Here is a 16,983-nt window from a genome sequence, read left to right on the forward strand (position 1 = left end):
CGGCGGTGGTGTTATGGTCGTACAGCACATAAATAGGACTAGGTTGAGGAGGGTTGCTCCTTGTTGGACGTTAACAATTTTGAGTACATGAAAATCGGTCTTGCTTCACCGGAAAAAATCCGTTCTTGGTCTCGCGGAGAGGTGAAGAAGCCGGAAACGATTAACTACCGTACATTGAAGCCGGAGAAAGAAGGCCTCTTCTGCGAGCGTATTTTCGGTCCTCAGAAGGACTGGGAATGTCATTGCGGTAAGTATAAGCGTGTCCGTTATAAAGGAGTAGTCTGCGATCGCTGCGGCGTTGAAGTCACGCGCGCCAAGGTCCGCCGCGAACGGATGGGCCATATCGAGCTCGCAGCTCCTGTATCGCACATTTGGTATTTCAAAGGCATTCCAAGCCGTATGGGTCTGGCTCTGGATATGTCCCCAAGATCTCTTGAGGAGATCATTTACTTCGCATCTTATGTTGTAACCGATCCAGGAGATACGCCGCTGGAGAAGAAGCAACTGCTGTCCGAGAAGGAATACCGCAGCTACCGTGAGAAGTACGGCTACGGCTTCCAAGCGGGCATGGGTGCTGAAGCGGTCAAGAAACTTCTTCAAGACATTGATATCGAGAAGGAGCTTGAATTCCTTAAGGAAGAACTGCGCACTGCACAAGGTCAGCGCCGCAACCGGGCAATCAAACGCCTGGAAGTGATTGAGGCGTTCCGCAACTCCGGCAACAATCCGGAATGGATGATCATGGATGTGCTGCCGGTCATTCCGCCGGAGCTTCGTCCGATGGTTCAACTTGATGGCGGACGCTTTGCGACTTCCGACTTGAACGATCTGTACCGCCGTGTTATTAACCGGAACAATCGTCTGAAAAGACTGCTGGATCTCGGCGCGCCGGATATCATTGTTCAAAACGAGAAGCGCATGCTGCAGGAAGCTGTCGATGCACTGATCGACAACGGCCGCCGCGGCCGTCCGGTAACAGGTCCGGGTAACCGTCCGCTTAAATCCCTCAGCCACATGCTGAAGGGTAAACAAGGACGTTTCCGTCAGAACTTGCTCGGTAAACGGGTTGACTACTCTGGTCGTTCCGTTATCGTCGTAGGTCCTTACCTGAAAATGTACCAATGCGGTCTGCCTAAGAAAATGGCGCTCGAGCTCTTCAAGCCGTTCGTGATGAAAGAACTGGTCAACAAAGGCCTGGCACATAATATCAAGAGTGCGAAACGCAAAGTAGAACGTGTAAGTCCAGAAGTATGGGATGTGCTCGAGGAAGTCATTAAAGAGCATCCGGTTCTTCTGAACCGTGCACCGACGCTTCACAGACTCGGTATTCAAGCATTTGAGCCGATTCTGGTTGAGGGCCATGCGATCCGTCTTCACCCGCTCGTATGTACGGCGTATAACGCTGACTTTGACGGTGACCAAATGGCGGTTCACGTTCCTTTGTCCGCTGAGGCCCAAGCTGAAGCGCGTCTGTTGATGCTGGCATCGGGCAACATTTTGAACCCGAAAGACGGTAAGCCGGTTGTTACGCCGTCTCAGGATATGGTACTGGGTTCCTTCTATCTGACAATGGATAACAAGGAAGAGAAAGGTACCGGCATGATTCTGGGCAGTGTGAACGAAGCGGTTTCCGCTTATCAGCGTGAAGCAGCCGGTCTGCATGCACGCGTAGCGATTCCGGTTAAAGCCCTTGGCAAAACCAGCTTCACCGACAAACAGCAGGATGCGATTTTGATTACGACGATCGGCCGGATTATCTTTAACGAGATTTTCCCTGCCAGCTTCCCGTACATCAATGAAGCGACTCGTACGAACCTGCTGCAAGGCACGCCTGAGAAGTATTTCGTATACGAGAAGGGTGCAGATATTCAAAAAGTGATCCAGGAACTGCCGGTCAGCGGAGCCGTTGGCAAGGAATACCTGGGCTCCATCATTGCACGCTGTTTCGAAACGTACCATACAACGGAAACCTCTGTGATTTTGGATAAAATCAAGCAGATCGGTTTCACATACTCTACCCGTGCAGGCGTAACCGTTGCGGTATCCGACGTTATCGTACCTGACGAGAAGAATGAAATCCTGAAAGAGTCCGACGAGAAGGTTAAAGTGGTAACGAACCAATATCGCCGCGGCTTGATCACGAACGAAGAACGTTATGACCGCGTTATCGACATCTGGTCCAAGACCAAAGACGATATTACGGATGTACTCATGAAGTCGATGGATCGCTTTAACTCCATCATGCTCATGGTGGATTCCAAGGCGCGGGGTAACAAATCGCAGATCACCCAGCTCGGTGGCATGCGGGGTCTGATGGCGAACCCGTCGGGCCGTATCATCGAACTCCCGATCAAATCGAACTTCCGTGAAGGACTGACGGTACTCGAGTACTTCCTGTCCACGCACGGTGCGCGTAAAGGTCTTGCCGATACAGCGCTTCGTACCGCTGACTCCGGTTACTTGACTCGTCGACTTGTCGACGTGGCCCAGGATGTCATCGTTCGCGAAGACGAGTGCAGCACGGATAAAGGCTTTATGGTTAGCCGTATTCAGGACGGCAAGGAAGTGATCGAGGATCTCTATGACCGTATCGAGGGACGTTATGCATTTGAAACCGTTCGTCATCCGGAAACCAAAGAGATCATCGTAAACCGCAACGAATTGATTGACTCCGACAAAGCTGAAGAAATCGTGGCAGCTGGCGTCGAGAAGCTTCAAATTCGTTCCATCTTGAGCTGCCGTGCACGTTATGGCGTCTGCAAAAAATGTTACGGTCGTAACCTGGCTACTGGTAAGCATGTTGAGATTGGTGAAGCGGTTGGTATTATCGCGGCGCAATCTATCGGCGAACCGGGGACACAGCTCACGATGCGTACATTCCACACAGGCGGCGTTGCCGGTGATGATATTACGCAAGGTCTTCCGCGTATCCAGGAGCTCTTTGAAGCCCGTAATCCTAAAGGTCAAGCAACCATTAGTGAGATCGACGGTGTGGTTAAAGAGATCCGTGAAACGAAGGACCGTCGTGAAATCGAAATTCAAGGTGAAGCTGAAACCAAAGTTTACGCGGTTACCTATGGTTCCCGTCTGCGCGTAAGCGAAGGCAAGCACATCGAAGCTGGGGATGAGCTGACCGATGGTTCCATTGATCCGAAGGAGATGCTTCGCATCAAGGGTATCCGTGGCGTGCAGAACTACATCCTTCAGGAAGTTCAGCGCGTATACCGTAACCAAGGCGTAGAAATTAACGATAAACACGTTGAAGTTATGATCAGACAGATGCTGCGTAAATTCCGTATCGTGGATGCGGGAGATACCAACCTGCTGCCAGGCTCCTTCGTGGATATGCATGAATACGAGACAGCTAATAAAGACGCTATTCTTTCCGGGAAAGAACCAGCGGTTGCCAAACCGGTTCTCCTCGGTATTACGAAGGCATCTCTCGAAACTGATTCGTTCTTGTCGGCGGCCTCCTTCCAGGAGACGACTCGCGTGTTGACCGACGCTGCCATTAAAGGTAAAGTCGATCAGCTGCTTGGTCTGAAAGAGAATGTTATCATTGGTAAGCTGATCCCTGCGGGAACCGGTATGAACCGATATCGCAGTGTGAAGTTCGCGGGACAGGACGATGTGAATGACGAAAGTCAGGAACTCGAAACAGCTTCTATAGATTAAGAGACAGTCAGGTGACGGGGAGATGACGCGTCGTAAGACGATGAATCTCCCTGTTCCAATGTTTCTTTTTTCCTGATTTAATAGCTTGACATCGTTTAAGGCAGATGCTAATATAGCAAAGGTGCGTGAATAGTTTCTTTGTTCCCTGTTCTTTTGGAGGAATGACTTGTGTCTAATGATAAAGGATTACAGGATGCACACATCAAGATTGGCACCAAACAAACGATGAAGGCCGTTGAATCTGGTCTGGCCGCTGAGGTTTACGTGGCTGAAGATTGCGACCAGCGTTTGATTTCAAAAGTCGTATCCGAGTGTGATAAGAATGGCGTGCATATCAACTATGTACCCACGATGACAGAACTTGGGGAAGCATGCGGTATTGAAGTCGGTGCAGCTATGGTAGCTGTCTTGAAATCATGATTTGAGAAATCGTTTTTGTTGGAGAAGGCGTTACTTCTCTCGGCAAAAACTTTTCATTTGTTCTTTTATGAACCGCCTGGGTCTGTGGACTTAAACGGGTTCGTAATCGAATGATAAATACGGGAAGGGGGTGGCTAGCATGCCAACAATTAACCAACTGGTTCGCAAGGGCCGTCAAGCTAAAGTTTACAAATCGAAATCTCCAGCTCTTCAAAAAGGTTTTAACGCTTTGAAACGTGAGGAGACCGACTTGAGCGCTCCGCAAAAACGCGGTGTATGCACTCGTGTAGGCACGATGACGCCGAAAAAACCGAACTCCGCACTTCGTAAATATGCTCGTGTTCGCTTGACGAACCGCATTGAGGTGACGGCTTACATTCCGGGTATCGGACATAACTTGCAAGAGCACAGTGTTGTATTGGTTCGCGGTGGACGGGTAAAAGACCTTCCGGGTGTACGTTACCATATCGTTCGCGGCGCACTTGATACCGCTGGTGTAAACAACCGGATGCAAGCTCGTTCCAAATACGGCACGAAGCGTCCGAAAGCAAAAAGCTAATTGATGCTCATGTTTTCTTAACATGACTCATGACTGAAGAAAGGGGGATATCCATGCCACGCAAAGGTCCAGTAACTAAAAGAGACGTGCTGCCAGATCCGGTGTACAACAGCAAACTGGTAACTCGTCTGATCAACCGCATCATGTTGGATGGTAAAAGAGGTGTTGCTCAAAGCATCCTTTACAATTCGTTCAACATCATCAAGGAACGTACTGGTAATGATCCGATGGAAGTGTTTGAAGCAGCTATCAAGAACATCATGCCAGTATTGGAAGTTAAAGCTCGTCGTGTCGGCGGTGCTAACTACCAGGTTCCGATCGAAGTTAAACCAGAGAGACGTACATCCCTTGGATTACGTTGGCTCGTAAACTACTCCCGCAACCGCGGTGAGAAGACGATGGAAGAGCGTTTGGCGGCTGAGATCATCGACGCTTCCAACAACACAGGCGCTTCCGTTAAGAAACGCGAAGACACGCACAAAATGGCTGAAGCGAACAAAGCGTTTGCTCACTACCGTTGGTAGGATTCAGCAACTAATTTATACTTCAAATTTTGAAGGGAGACTATTCGCATGGCGACAAGAGAGTTCTCCTTGAAAAATACACGTAATATCGGGATCATGGCGCATATTGACGCTGGTAAAACGACCACTACAGAGCGGATTTTGTTCTATACAGGCCGTACGCACAAAATCGGGGAAGTTCACGAGGGTGCAGCTACAATGGACTGGATGGAACAGGAGCAGGAGCGCGGTATCACGATTACGTCCGCTGCGACTACCGCTTCTTGGAAGGGTCATCGCGTTAATATTATCGACACCCCGGGGCACGTTGACTTCACAGTAGAAGTTGAACGTTCCCTTCGTGTATTGGATGGGGCAGTAGGTGTATTCAGTGCGAAAGAGGGCGTTGAACCTCAGTCGGAGACTGTTTGGAGACAAGCAGACCGTTACGGAGTTCCGCGGATCGCATACGTAAACAAAATGGATATTATCGGTGCCGACTACTTGAACGTAGTTAAAGATATGAGAGAGCGTCTGCAAGCGAACGCGGTAGCAATTCAGCTTCCGATCGGTGCAGAGAACGATTTCATTGGCATCATCGATATTATCGAGGAAAAAGCTTATATGTATAAGGATGACCTCGGGCAAAATATCGAAGAAACCGAAATTCCAGCAGAATTCAAGGATCAAGTGGAAGAGCTTCGCAACGAGTTGGTTGAGAAGGTAGCAGAACTTGACGAAGACTTGACAATGAAATATCTTGAAGGTGAAGAAATCACTATCGCTGAGTTGAAAGCTGCTCTGCGTAAAGGTGTTGTCGAAGTTAAGATCTTCCCGGTTATCTGCGGATCTTCTTACCGTAACAAAGGCGTTCAGTTGATGCTTGATGCCGTAATCGATTATTTGCCGGCTCCAACTGACGTTCCAGACATCAAGGGTACCCTTGAAGACGGAACCGAAGCTATTCGGCATTCTTCCGATGACGAGCCGTTCTCGGCTTTGGCATTCAAAATCGCAACCGACCCTTACGTTGGTAAGCTGACATTCTTCCGCGTATACTCCGGCGTACTGCAATCCGGTTCTTACGTACTGAATGCAACAAAAGGCAAGCGTGAGCGCATTGGTCGTATCCTTCAAATGCATGCGAACAGCCGTCAAGAAATTTCCGAAGTATTCGCCGGAGATATCGCAGCTGCCGTAGGTTTGAAAGATACGGGCACAGGTGATACACTATGTGATGAGAAAAACCCGGTTATCCTGGAGTCCATGAACTTCCCTGATCCGGTTATCGAAATCGCAGTTGAGCCTAAAACAAAAGCTGACCAAGATAAAATGGGCGTGGCTCTCGGTAAGTTGACGGAAGAGGATCCAACTCTTCGTGCGCATACCGATGAAGAAACTGGCCAAACGATCTTGGCAGGTATGGGTGAGCTTCACTTGGACATCATCATCGACCGTATGCGTCGTGAGTTCAAGGTAGAAACCAACGTGGGTAAACCACAGGTAGCTTACCGCGAAACATTCCGTGCGCCAGCTCGCGTTGAAGGTAAATTCGTTCGTCAGTCCGGTGGTCGTGGTCAATACGGTCACGTATGGGTTGAGTTCGAACCTCTGGAACCTGGTAGCGGTAACCAATTCGACAGCAAGGTTGTCGGTGGTTCTGTACCAAGAGAATACATTGGTCCTGCACAACAAGGTATCGAAGAGCAAATGAAGAACGGTGTACTTGCCGGCTTCCCGCTTGTTGACGTTAAAGCAACCATCGTCGACGGTTCGTACCATGATGTTGACTCCAATGAAATGGCGTTTAAAATCGCTGGTTCCATGGCTCTGAAAGCAGCTAAAGACAAGTGTAAGCCTGTCCTGCTCGAGCCAATCATGAAAGTTGAAGTTACCGTGCCTGAGGAATACATGGGCGACGTAATGGGTATGCTGAACTCCCGCCGTGGACGTATCGAAGGTATGGACTCCCGTGGTGGTACTCAAATTATCCGTGCGAAAGTGCCTCTTTCCGAAATGTTCGGTTACTCCACTACCCTTCGCTCCGGTACACAAGGACGCGGCGTGTTCTCCATGGAACTCTCCCACTACGAAGAAGTTCCTAAGAATATCTCCGATGAAATTGTGTCCAAGATCAAAGGCGGAGAATAATAACGTTTTACCTGCTGGATAGGAGGCGGGACCAAACATCCCGTTAACTCCGCTTCCGGCCCAACATATATAATCCCCTTAAGGAGGAATTGTTCAAATGGCAAAGGCTAAATACGAACGTACGAAACCCCATGTTAACATCGGTACTATCGGTCACGTTGACCATGGTAAAACAACTTTGACTGCTGCAATTACATCTGTATTGTCCAAAACTTACGGTGGCGCAGCAATGTCCTTCGATCAAATCGACAAAGCTCCAGAAGAGCGCGAACGCGGTATCACAATCTCTACTTCCCACGTAGAGTATGAAACTGATGCTCGTCACTACGCACACGTTGACTGCCCAGGTCACGCTGACTATGTTAAAAACATGATCACTGGTGCTGCTCAAATGGACGGAGCAATCCTGGTTGTATCCGCAGCTGACGGCCCAATGCCGCAAACTCGCGAGCACATCCTGCTGTCCCGCCAAGTAGGCGTTCCTTACATCGTTGTATTCTTGAACAAATGCGACATGGTTGAAGACGAAGAGCTCTTGGAATTGGTTGAGATGGAAGTTCGCGACCTTCTGAGCGAGTACGACTTCCCAGGCGACGACACTCCGATCACTCGTGGTTCCGCTCGTGAAGCTCTGCAAAACCCAGAAGGCGAATGGGCACAAAAAATCGTTGAAATGTTCAAAACAATCGACGAGTACATCCCATTGCCTGAGCGCGACACTGACAAGCCTTTCTTGATGCCTGTCGAGGACGTATTCTCCATCACTGGTCGTGGTACCGTTGCTACAGGTCGTGTAGAGCGTGGTACGATCAAAGTTGGTGACGAGATCGAAATCGTTGGTATCGCTGAAGAAACTAAGAAATCCGTTGTTACGGGCGTTGAAATGTTCCGTAAATTGCTGGATTCCGCACAAGCTGGTGACAACATCGGTGCATTGCTTCGTGGTGTTGAGCGTACTCAAATCGAGCGCGGTCAAGTACTTGCTAAGCCTGCTTCCGTTAAACCACACACTGAGTTCACAGCTCAAGTATACGTACTGAGCAAAGAAGAAGGCGGACGTCATAAGCCTTTCTTCACTGGCTACCGTCCACAGTTCTACTTCCGTACTACGGACGTAACTGGTGTGATCAACTTGCCAGAAGGTTCTGAAATGGTTATGCCTGGTGATAACATCACTGTAACGGTTAACCTGATCAGCCCAATCGCCATCGAAGAAGGAACTAAGTTCTCCATTCGTGAAGGCGGCCGTACCGTAGGTGCTGGTTCCGTTGCTTCCATCATTAAATAATTAAGGCTTCGAACAGCCTTGCATATAGCAACAGTGTATTGTAACGAGCAACAGTGTGATGTCCTGATAAAAGAGTCTGATCCCTTGGATCGGGCTCTTTTTCTATTTGTAGTGATACCCCTGTAATCTTTGCGGCTAAACTAAAGGCTTAAGTGTAGGATTTGTAGAAAATTAGTCAAGCTTACTGTACAGAATATGCCATATATTGAAGGATTCATTCTATTTATTTGGTTCCAGTATGATTACAATCTTTGATTGAAGTCAGTTAAGGAATTAGAAACTATCTATTATATAGAATGGAGATCACAGCCTGTATGAAATGTCCGTTTGCATGGATGAAGAGGAGTTTGGAAGATGAAGTTCAGCCTGAAGTAGAACTGCGCAATTCAGAAGATGCCCGTTATGTGTATCAAGAACCATTAGGCGAGTTGAATGATCAAATGCGGATGATTGGCCTTACCGAGGGGGATCTTCAGCTTTTGAGGCAGCTCCGTCCGCAAATGGAGGAGAGGCTCGAGGAGATAACAGAAGCATTTTATCAATCTGTCGTGGGTGTGGATAAGTTAAGGGAGATTATCGTGGAACACAGTACGATTGAAAGATTAAAGCAGACATTAAAGGATCATCTTCTCGAAATATGGAATGGGGAAATCAATGAAGCTTATGTGGCAAAAAGGCTGCGCATTGCCGAGGTGCATAAGCGCGTGGGGCTTGAGCCTAAATGGTACTTGTCCGCTTTCCAGAACTTACAGAACGAATTCTTCAAGATGATCTATAGAGAGGTTGTAGGAGAAGAACAACAAATACGGCTAGTGTCGACGATTACCAAGTTGCTTAGCCTGGAGCAGCAGCTAGTGCTGGAAGCTTACGAGAGAGAAAACTTAAGTGAGAAGCAGTTCCAGTATGATAGGGTAAGAAAAGAGCTGAAACAGAACATTGCTGCTTTTGTTAGCGAATTATCCGGGCTGACGCTGGATATTAATGAGGCTGTAGAACGCCTGATGACCAGCAGTAGCGAGATGGCTGATACATTTGAACGCACTTCGACCACAACGCAGGGCTCGATATCGGATGCAAGGGCCGGTGAAGCAAAAATAGCAGAGTTGGAGGATCAAATGAATGCGATTGACCAAAGCGCGGCCGGGATGCAGCATGCGGTGCAAGAACTTCAGGAATCCTCCAAGCAGATTTCCGTTATAGCGGTGAATGTTCAGGAAATAGCCTCCCAGATCAAGCTGCTTTCCTTAAATGCCACCATAGAAGCAGCACGCGCCGGAGAGCATGGAAAGGGTTTTGCCGTTGTAGCCCAAGAGGTAAGCCGACTGTCGGAGGACACGAGGACGACCGTGAACCGAATTGCAGATATCGTATCCAAGTCGAGATCCATCACGGCAGAAGTGGTAGAATCTATTAACCAGGTTCAAGGGCTAACGATACAAGGGAAGAGGCAGTCCGAGGAATCCAGCAAGCTGTTCTCCAGCATTCTGATGTCCGTACAGTCCAGTGCAGAACGAATGATGAGCGCGGAGAAAGAAATGAAACTGCTCTCCATGACGATTGGAAGCATCCGGGAAGCCACGTCCGAAGCTGCGGTTTCAGCCGAAAATTTCAAGGAAAGCACGGAGCGAATGTAAATACATATCAAATATGAATTAGTGCTTGCAATGCGCCTATCTTTTATATATAATAGTGAATGTTGTTCTGCGACGTTGCGATGATGTGAGAGGTTACCGACACACCCGGCCCCTTTGCCATGAGGTGGGTGGTTGGAAAATTTTCACGGAGTATGTCCGATACCAAATTGGGCGATAGAAGGAGGGAATAAAATGGCAAAGCAAAAAATTCGTATTCGCTTGAAAGCATACGACCACAGAGTTCTTGATCAATCCGCTGAGAAAATTGTTGAGACAGCAAAACGTTCGGGTGCTGGTGTATCCGGTCCGATCCCGCTTCCAACTGAGAAACAAGTAATTACCATTCTCCGTGCGGTGCACAAGTATAAGGATTCTCGGGAACAGTTCGAAATGCGTACACATAAACGCTTGATCGACATCGTGAACCCGACTCCACAAACTGTGGATGCCTTGATGCGCTTGGACCTGCCGTCCGGTGTAGATATCGAAATCAAACTGTAAGCATTGCATAACGAATTAGAGAAGAGAAAAGAGGTGTCAACATGAAAGGTATCTTAGGTAGAAAGCTCGGAATGACTCAAGTATTTACCCCTGAGGGTGTTGTAATTCCTGTAACGGTTATCGAAGCAGGTCCTTGTGTTGTTCTACAAAAGAAAGATCTGGAAAACGACGGATACGAAGCGATCCAAGTTGGTTTCTCCGATAAGAAAGAGAACAGATCTAACAAACCAGAAGCAGGCCATGCGAAAAAAGCAAACACTGCGCCTAAGCGCTACGTTCGCGAAATTCGCGGTGTTGACCTCGCGAGTGTCGAGGTCGGACAAGAGCTGAAGGCTGATGTCTTCGCAGAAGGCGAATTTGTTGACGTAACGGGTATTTCCAAAGGTAAAGGATTCCAAGGCGTAATCAAGCGTTGGGGCCAAAGCCGCGGACCAATGTCTCACGGTTCCCGTTATCACCGTAGACCGGGTTCCATGGGTTCGATCCAGGCAAACCGTGTTCCTAAAGGAAAGCGTCTGCCAGGTCACATGGGCAATGAGACAGTTACGATCCAAAAGCTCGAAGTTGTTAAAGTCGACGCAGAGCGTAACGTAATCCTTGTTAAAGGCTCCATTCCAGGACCTAAAAAAGGTTTCGTTCAAATCAAAGAAACGGTGAAGAAATAATCGCCTAAAGAAAGGAGGAACAAACAATGCCTAAAGTAGCACTTTATAATGTCAGCGGTAGCCAGGTTGGCGAAGTAGAATTGAATGAAGCTGTATTCGGCATCGAGCCGAACGCTCACGTACTGCACAGCGCGGTATTGCTGCAGCGCGCTTCCCTTCGTCGCGGTACCCACAAAGTAAAAGGACGTTCTGAAGTACGCGGTGGCGGACGTAAGCCTTGGAAACAAAAAGGTACCGGCCGTGCTCGTCAAGGTTCGATCCGTTCTCCACAATGGAAAGGCGGCGGCGTGGTATTTGGACCGACTCCGCGCAGCTACACGTTTAAACTTCCTAAGAAAGTTCGTCGTTTGGCTATCAAATCCGCTTTGTCTTCCAAAGTGATTGACAACGCAATTATCGTATTGGATCAACTGACGCTGAACACGCCGAAAACGAAAGAGTTTGCTAACATCCTTAGCAACCTGAAAGTTGGCCGTAAAGCTCTGATCGTTGCTCCAAGCTATGATGATAATGTAGCCCTTTCCGCACGTAATATTCCTGGTGTGAAATTCGTAGCGGCTGACGGCATTAATGTTCTTGACGTACTGTCGTACGATCAACTGATCATTACGAAGGAAGCAGTTCAGAAGGTAGAGGAGGTGCTCGCGTAATGAAAGACCCACGCGATATAATCAAGCGCCCGGTGATCACGGAACGTACGGCTGACTACATGGCAGAGCTGAAATATGCTTTTGAAGTGGATATCCGTGCTAACAAGACCGAGATCAAGCAAGCTGTCGAATCTATTTTTAAAGTTAAAGTATCGAACGTGAATACGATGCGTGTTCCTGCTAAGCCAAAGCGTTACGGCCGTTATTCCGGTTACACAACCGAATGGAAAAAGGCAATCGTGACTTTGGCACCAGACAGCAAACCGCTCGAGTTCTTTGAATCGGTTGAATAAGAATTTCTTAAGTAAGGAGGGAAAATTCAGTGCCTATTAAAAAGTATAAACCGACATCCCCGGCTCGACGCAACATGTCCGTGTCGACTTTCGAAGAAATCACCACGAATCAGCCGGAGAAATCGTTGCTGGCTCCACTGAGCAAAACAGCTGGCCGCAACAACCAAGGTAAAATTACGGTTCGTCACCATGGCGGCGGACACAAACGTAAATACCGTATCATCGACTTCAAACGGAATAAAGACGGCATTCCAGGTCGCGTTGCTACAATCGAATACGACCCGAACCGTACTTCCAACATCGCTCTGATTCACTATGTAGATGGTGAAAAGCGTTATATCATCGCTCCTAAAGGTCTGAAAGTTGGAGACCAAGTAGTATCTGGAGTAGGTGCTGACATCAAGATCGGTAACGCGCTTCCTCTGGAAAACATTCCAGTAGGTACAGTTATCCACAACATCGAATTGAAACCAGGCAAAGGCGGACAATTGGTTCGTGCTGCTGGTACAGAAGCTCAGCTTCTCGGTAAAGAAGACAAGTACGTAACGGTTCGTCTTTCTTCCGGTGAAGTTCGCCGCATCCTGAAAGTTTGCCGTGCAACCATCGGTTCTGTGGGTAACCAAGACCATGAGTTGATCAAAATCGGTAAAGCAGGCCGCAGCCGCTGGCTCGGACAGCGTCCTGAAGTACGCGGTGTCGTCATGAACCCTAACGATCACCCTCACGGTGGTGGTGAAGGCCGCGCTCCAATCGGACGTAAGTCTCCTATGTCTCCATGGGGTAAACCAACCCTTGGTGCTAAGACTCGTAAAAAAGGCAAAGCTTCTGACAAATATATCGTTCGCCGCCGCACGAAGTAATGCGCGCTTAAGTGCATAACTTCGTGTCAGGCCCGAAGGTAACGAGACAATTTGATGAAGGGAGGATTTCAATATGAGCCGTAGTTTGAAAAAAGGACCTTTTATTGACGGATATCTGCTCAAAAAAGTGGAGGATATGAACGCCGCAAGCAAAAAGGCTGTGATCAAAACCTGGTCCCGCCGCTCCACTATTTTCCCGCAATTTATCGGTCACACGTTCGGTGTATACGATGGCCGTAAACATGTACCTGTATATGTAACTGAGGACATGGTAGGACACAAGTTGGGTGAGTTCGCTCCAACCCGTACTTACAAAGGTCATGAAGACGATAAGAAAACAAGAAGATAATTAACGAAGCTCTTTGTTTGAGAGGAGGTTAAACATATGGAAGCAAAAGCACATGCTAGATCGATTCGTATTGCTCCTCGTAAAGCTCAACTCGTTGTTGACTTGATCCGCGGTAAGCAAGTCGGCGAAGCGATCGCAATTCTTCGTCACACTCCGAAAGCTGCATCTCCGGTTGTTGAGAAGCTTTTGAACTCGGCTATCGCAAACGCTGAGCATAACTACTCTTTGGATGTAACTAAATTGGTTGTGACGCAAGCTTATGTCAACCAGGGACCGACTATGAAACGTTTCCGCCCTCGTGCGATGGGACGTGCAAGCCGGATCAATAAACGCACCAGCCACATTACTTTGGTGGTAGCTGAAAAATAAGGAGGGAAAACGTGTGGGCCAAAAGGTAAATCCAGTAGGACTCCGTATCGGTATTATCCGTGATTGGGAATCCAAATGGTATGCAGGCAAAGATTTCGGTGATCTTTTGCTGGAAGACGTGAAAATCCGTGAATACCTGAAAAATAAATTGAAAGACTCCGCTGTATCCCGTATCGAAATCGAGAGAGCGGCTAATCGTGTGAACGTGACGATCCACACTGCGAAGCCAGGTATGGTTATCGGTAAAGGTGGTTCCGAAGTAGAAGTACTGCGCGGACAAGTGACTAAAATCGCCGGCGGTAAAAAAGTTCACATCAACATTTCTGAAATCAAGAACCCTGAACTGGACGCAATTCTTGTTGCTGAAAGCATTGCACAACAGCTGGAACGTCGTGTATCTTTCCGTCGTGCACTGAAACAAGCGATTCAAAGAACTATGCGCTCTGGAGCGAAAGGGATTAAAACATCGGTCAGCGGACGTCTTGGCGGAGCCGAGATTGCTCGTACGGAAGGCTACAGTGAAGGAACTGTTCCACTTCATACGCTTCGTGCAGACATCGACTATGGTACAGCAGAAGCGCATACGACTTACGGCCGTATCGGCGTGAAAGTATGGATCTATCGTGGAGAGGTTCTTCCTACGGCTAAGAAACAAGCTGCTCAGGAAGGAGGCAACTAATCATGTTGGTACCAAAACGTGTAAAACACCGCAAACAACAGCGCGGCCATATGAGAGGCCAAGCGAAAGGCGGTACTGAACTGAACTTCGGCGAATTCGGTCTGCAAGCTACAGAACCAGGCTGGATCACGAACCGTCAGATCGAAGCTGCTCGTATCGCGATGACTCGTTACATCCGTCGTGGCGGTAAAGTATGGATCAAGATTTTCCCAGATAAGCCGATTACTCAAAAGCCTCTCGAAGTGCGGATGGGTAGCGGTAAAGGTAACGTTGAGAAATGGGTTGCCGTTGTAAAACCAGGCAAGATCATGTTTGAACTTGGAGGCGTGTCCGAGGAAATCGCCCGCGAAGCGATGCGTCTCGCCGCTCACAAGCTGCCTGTAAAAACGAAGTTTGTGAAACGAGAAGAAGTGGGTGGTGAAGCAAATGAAAGCTAATGAACTGCGCAACTTAACCACTGCAGAAATCGAGCAAAAAATCGCCGGATTTAAAGAGGAACTCTTTAACCTCCGTTTTCAATTGGCCACTGGCCAGCTTGATAACCCGACTCGGATCCGTGACGTTCGCAAAGAAATAGCTCGTGCTAAAACCGTTATCCGTGAAAGAGAACTTGGGATTAGTTAATGAAATGGAACGTCATGTTCTGTATTCAGGAAGGAGGCTAACAAATGAGCGAAGAACGCAATGCTCGTAAAGTGCAAATCGGTAAAGTTGTCAGCGATAAAATGGATAAAACCATTGTTGTAGCTGTTGAAACTTATAAGAAGCATGACTTGTATCACAAACGCATTAAATACACGAAAAAATTTAAAGCGCATGATGAGAACAATCAAGCTCAAATCGGAGATACCGTTAAAATCATGGAAACTCGCCCTCTCTCCAAAGACAAGCGCTGGAGACTGGTAGAAGTGGTTGAAAAAGCGGTTATCATCTAAGATATGATCAGTTTTTGATGGAAGGAGGAAATTTAAATGATTCAACCATTTACACGTTTAGCTGTTGCTGACAACTCCGGTGCGAAGGAACTGATGTGTATCCGCGTATTGGGTGGTACTGGTCGTCGTACAGCTCAAATCGGTGATTTGATCGTATGTTCCGTCAAACAAGCAACACCAGGCGGCGTTGTCAAAAAGGGTGATGTAGTAAGAGCGGTAGTCGTTCGTACGAAGCGTTCTGTACGTCGTAAAGACGGATCTTACATCTCATTTGACGAGAATGCAGCTGTTGTTGTTAAAGACGACAGAAGCCCACGCGGAACTCGTATTTTCGGACCAGTTGCTCGCGAACTTCGCGAAAGAGACTACATGAAAATCGTTTCCTTGGCTCCGGAAGTAATCTAATAACACCCCAAAAAGTGACGTAACTTTTCGGGAACCCGATAAATAGTTGAACTGGCTAGTCATAGGAGGTGTAACGAATGCCTAAAGTGAAAAAAGTTCTGGAATCCCATAGCAACAAACTGCACGTGAAAAAAGATGATACAGTTATCGTCATCAGCGGTAAAGACAAAGGCAAAAAAGGCCGTGTCATCGCAGCGTACCCTCGTGAAAATCGTGTTTTGGTTGAAGGTGTGAACATGATCAAGAAGCACCAGAAGCCAAACCAAATGAACCCACAAGGCGGTATCATCGAGAAGGAAGCTCCGATCCATGTATCGAACGTTATGCACGTTGATCCGAAGAGCGGAAAAGTAACTCGTATCGGTTACAAAGTACTGGACAACGGTAAAAAAGTTCGCGTAGCTAAAAGATCCGGAGAAGTTATCGATAAATAAGACGGTTTAGAAAGGAGGTCCTTGAATCATGGCAGCAAGAATGAAAGAGCGTTTTTTGAACGAAGTAACTCCTGCTCTGATGCAGAAGTTTAGCTATAAGACAGTAATGCAAGTACCAAAAATCGAGAAGGTTGTCATCAACATGGGTGTGGGTGACGCTGTAGCCAACTCGAAAGTGCTTGATTCCGCTGTGAACGACATGCAGCTGATTGCTGGTCAAAAACCGGTTATCACCCGTGCAAAGAAATCCATCGCGGGATTCAAACTGCGTGAGAACATGCCAATCGGTGTGAAGGTAACGCTGCGCGGTGAGCGTATGTACTACTTCCTCGACAAGCTGTTCAACGTTACACTTCCACGTGTACGTGACTTCCAAGGCGTGTCCACCAAAGCATTTGACGGACGCGGTAACTATACGCTCGGTCTGAAAGAGCAGCTCATTTTCCCTGAAATTGAGTATGACAAAGTGGATAAGGTTCGCGGTATGGACATCGTTATCGTAACGACTGCTAAAACCGACGAAGAATCCCGTGAACTGCTTGCTCAACTGGGCATGCCTTTCGCGAAATAAGACGGTTGTCCTTTTCTCCGAAACTATTTAGGAGGTGTCAGG

21 protein-coding genes are annotated in these 16,983 nt (G+C 47.9%); all 21 read left to right on the top strand.

The window, feature by feature from the left end:
• The first annotated feature begins 60 nt into the window (after positions 1 to 60).
• The 21 genes from rpoC (at position 61) to rplE (ending at position 16,941) form a co-directional block, all read left to right on the top strand.
• Entirely contained in the window at positions 61 to 3,675 is a 3,615-nt protein-coding gene (rpoC, locus tag JNUCC32_RS28040; protein ID WP_096777174.1) for a DNA-directed RNA polymerase subunit beta', read from the top strand.
• A 168-nt stretch (positions 3,676 to 3,843) separates the two neighbouring features.
• Positions 3,844 to 4,095: a ribosomal L7Ae/L30e/S12e/Gadd45 family protein gene (locus JNUCC32_RS28045; RefSeq protein WP_009591977.1), complete on the top strand. Its 252-nt coding sequence runs from the start codon at positions 3,844 to 3,846 to the stop codon at positions 4,093 to 4,095.
• 139 nt (positions 4,096 to 4,234) lie between these two features.
• A complete protein-coding gene (gene rpsL, locus JNUCC32_RS28050) occupies positions 4,235 to 4,654 on the top strand; it encodes a 30S ribosomal protein S12 (RefSeq protein WP_006212930.1) in 420 nt (139 codons plus the stop codon).
• Positions 4,655 to 4,707: 53 nt separating this feature from the next.
• Entirely contained in the window at positions 4,708 to 5,178 is a 471-nt protein-coding gene (gene rpsG, locus JNUCC32_RS28055) for a 30S ribosomal protein S7 (RefSeq protein WP_006212929.1), read from the top strand.
• A 48-nt stretch (positions 5,179 to 5,226) separates the two neighbouring features.
• Positions 5,227 to 7,308, top strand: a complete 2,082-nt coding sequence (gene fusA / locus JNUCC32_RS28060) for an elongation factor G (RefSeq protein ID WP_009591969.1) — start codon at positions 5,227 to 5,229, stop codon at positions 7,306 to 7,308.
• Between the two features lie 97 nt (positions 7,309 to 7,405).
• Positions 7,406 to 8,596: an elongation factor Tu gene (tuf, locus tag JNUCC32_RS28065; RefSeq protein ID WP_009591967.1), complete on the top strand. Its 1,191-nt coding sequence runs from the start codon at positions 7,406 to 7,408 to the stop codon at positions 8,594 to 8,596.
• Between the two features lie 314 nt (positions 8,597 to 8,910).
• Positions 8,911 to 10,230, top strand: a complete 1,320-nt coding sequence (locus tag JNUCC32_RS28070) for a globin-coupled sensor protein (protein WP_192570480.1) — start codon at positions 8,911 to 8,913, stop codon at positions 10,228 to 10,230.
• 192 nt (positions 10,231 to 10,422) lie between these two features.
• Positions 10,423 to 10,731 carry a 30S ribosomal protein S10 gene (rpsJ, locus tag JNUCC32_RS28075; RefSeq protein WP_009589214.1) on the top strand — a complete coding sequence of 103 codons (309 nt, stop codon included), beginning with the start codon at positions 10,423 to 10,425 and terminating at the stop codon, positions 10,729 to 10,731.
• Between the two features lie 41 nt (positions 10,732 to 10,772).
• Entirely contained in the window at positions 10,773 to 11,396 is a 624-nt protein-coding gene (gene rplC, locus JNUCC32_RS28080) for a 50S ribosomal protein L3 (protein WP_009589211.1), read from the top strand.
• A 26-nt stretch (positions 11,397 to 11,422) separates the two neighbouring features.
• On the top strand, positions 11,423 to 12,046 hold the full coding sequence (gene rplD / locus JNUCC32_RS28085) for a 50S ribosomal protein L4 (protein ID WP_009589231.1): 624 nt from the start codon (positions 11,423 to 11,425) through the stop codon (positions 12,044 to 12,046).
• Positions 12,046 to 12,339: a 50S ribosomal protein L23 gene (gene rplW / locus JNUCC32_RS28090; RefSeq protein WP_006212919.1), complete on the top strand. Its 294-nt coding sequence runs from the start codon at positions 12,046 to 12,048 to the stop codon at positions 12,337 to 12,339. Before rplD ends, rplW begins: the two co-directional genes overlap by 1 nt.
• 29 nt (positions 12,340 to 12,368) lie before the next feature.
• Positions 12,369 to 13,199, top strand: coding sequence for a 50S ribosomal protein L2 (gene rplB / locus JNUCC32_RS28095; protein ID WP_009589218.1), 831 nt, complete (start codon positions 12,369 to 12,371; stop codon positions 13,197 to 13,199).
• Between the two features lie 73 nt (positions 13,200 to 13,272).
• On the top strand, positions 13,273 to 13,548 hold the full coding sequence (gene rpsS, locus JNUCC32_RS28100; RefSeq protein WP_006212917.1) for a 30S ribosomal protein S19: 276 nt from the start codon (positions 13,273 to 13,275) through the stop codon (positions 13,546 to 13,548).
• A 36-nt stretch (positions 13,549 to 13,584) separates the two neighbouring features.
• Positions 13,585 to 13,917 (top strand): 50S ribosomal protein L22, encoded by a 333-nt coding sequence (gene rplV, locus JNUCC32_RS28105; RefSeq protein WP_015737624.1) that lies wholly within the window; start codon positions 13,585 to 13,587, stop codon positions 13,915 to 13,917.
• A 13-nt stretch (positions 13,918 to 13,930) separates the two neighbouring features.
• Positions 13,931 to 14,596: a 30S ribosomal protein S3 gene (rpsC, locus tag JNUCC32_RS28110; RefSeq protein ID WP_006212915.1), complete on the top strand. Its 666-nt coding sequence runs from the start codon at positions 13,931 to 13,933 to the stop codon at positions 14,594 to 14,596.
• A 2-nt stretch (positions 14,597 to 14,598) separates the two neighbouring features.
• Positions 14,599 to 15,033 (top strand): 50S ribosomal protein L16, encoded by a 435-nt coding sequence (rplP, locus tag JNUCC32_RS28115; RefSeq protein ID WP_009589221.1) that lies wholly within the window; start codon positions 14,599 to 14,601, stop codon positions 15,031 to 15,033.
• The gene (gene rpmC, locus JNUCC32_RS28120) at positions 15,023 to 15,220 is read left to right on the top strand and encodes a 50S ribosomal protein L29 (RefSeq protein WP_007132561.1); all 198 of its coding nucleotides are present in this window, start codon (positions 15,023 to 15,025) and stop codon (positions 15,218 to 15,220) included. The genes rplP and rpmC overlap by 11 nt, the downstream gene beginning before the upstream one ends.
• 44 nt (positions 15,221 to 15,264) lie before the next feature.
• Positions 15,265 to 15,531, top strand: a complete 267-nt coding sequence (gene rpsQ, locus JNUCC32_RS28125; RefSeq protein ID WP_009589223.1) for a 30S ribosomal protein S17 — start codon at positions 15,265 to 15,267, stop codon at positions 15,529 to 15,531.
• Between the two features lie 36 nt (positions 15,532 to 15,567).
• Positions 15,568 to 15,936: a 50S ribosomal protein L14 gene (rplN, locus tag JNUCC32_RS28130; RefSeq protein WP_006212911.1), complete on the top strand. Its 369-nt coding sequence runs from the start codon at positions 15,568 to 15,570 to the stop codon at positions 15,934 to 15,936.
• Between the two features lie 77 nt (positions 15,937 to 16,013).
• Complete coding sequence (gene rplX / locus JNUCC32_RS28135) at positions 16,014 to 16,370, top strand: 50S ribosomal protein L24 (RefSeq protein ID WP_006212910.1); 357 nt, start codon at positions 16,014 to 16,016, stop codon at positions 16,368 to 16,370.
• 28 nt (positions 16,371 to 16,398) lie between these two features.
• Positions 16,399 to 16,941 (top strand): 50S ribosomal protein L5, encoded by a 543-nt coding sequence (rplE, locus tag JNUCC32_RS28140; protein WP_007132558.1) that lies wholly within the window; start codon positions 16,399 to 16,401, stop codon positions 16,939 to 16,941.
• Positions 16,942 to 16,983: the final 42 nt, after the last annotated feature.

Origin of the sequence: Paenibacillus sp. JNUCC32, from assembly GCF_014863545.1 — a bacterium.
Lineage (GTDB): Bacteria > Bacillota > Bacilli > Paenibacillales > Paenibacillaceae > Paenibacillus_AQ > Paenibacillus_AQ lautus_A.